At 42.0% G+C, this 659-nt stretch carries 1 protein-coding gene; it reads right to left on the bottom strand.

Annotation, left to right across the window (positions count from 1 at the left end):
• Positions 1-92: 92 nt before the first annotated feature.
• Complete coding sequence (locus tag B3S86_RS15080) at positions 93-548, bottom strand: CtsR family transcriptional regulator (RefSeq protein WP_023466578.1); 456 nt, start codon at positions 546-548, stop codon at positions 93-95.
• Between the last annotated feature and the right edge of the window lie 111 nt (positions 549-659).

Below are 659 nucleotides of genomic sequence, written 5' to 3'. Positions count from 1 at the left end.
TTTCTGACTCTTGTGGGAGTTTGACACGGACGATTGCTTCTCGTTCGCCACATCGTTGACAACGCATCGTGCATTCCTCCAATGTCCGACGACTAGAGTCGCTTCATGGTTTGAAGAAGCGTCCGCATCAAGTGGGCACGCATCCGGTGTTGATCTTCGACCGCCATTGGCAAACTCTCTTTTTGCAACAGCGATTGAATCAAAATAGCTTCCCGCCGCGTCAGTAATTGTTCGTTCATCAAACGAATCAAATAATCTTCTGCAGCTTGTTCCGTCAAATGATCACCGATCCATGAACTGACTTCGTCTAATAGATCGTGACTATCGAGCACAACGATTTTTTGAATCCGAATGTATCCACCGCCGCCCCGCTTACTTTCAACAAAATAACCCTTTTCGACCGTAAAACGAGTATTAATGACGTAATTGATTTGTGATGGAACACAGTCAAAACGTTGTGCAATTTCTTGACGTTTGATTTCAATCGTCTTTTCGTCGTGTAAAATTTGCTTTAAATAGGCTTCGATGATATCTGTGATGTTTTGCATTGGCACCACCTCTCTGACCATCTTTGACTATTGTTTGATTTAATAGTAATCATCTAAAAAAAGAAATGCAACTGATAAGGCTTTTTAGAAAACACAAAAAGACCGACCTGC

Source organism: Exiguobacterium sp. UBA3968, assembly GCF_002385115.1.
In the GTDB taxonomy this organism is placed as follows: Bacteria; Bacillota; Bacilli; order Exiguobacteriales; family Exiguobacteriaceae; genus Exiguobacterium_A.
The sequence above is the reverse complement of the archived record's forward strand: the minus strand, read 5'-3'. Positions and strand labels throughout refer to the sequence as shown.

What these genes read in the sequence shown, in the direction of transcription:
- B3S86_RS15080 (WP_023466578.1), bottom strand. Translation starts at nt 548, where the DNA reads ATGCAAAACATCACAGATATCATCGAAGCCTATTTAAAGCAAATTTTA.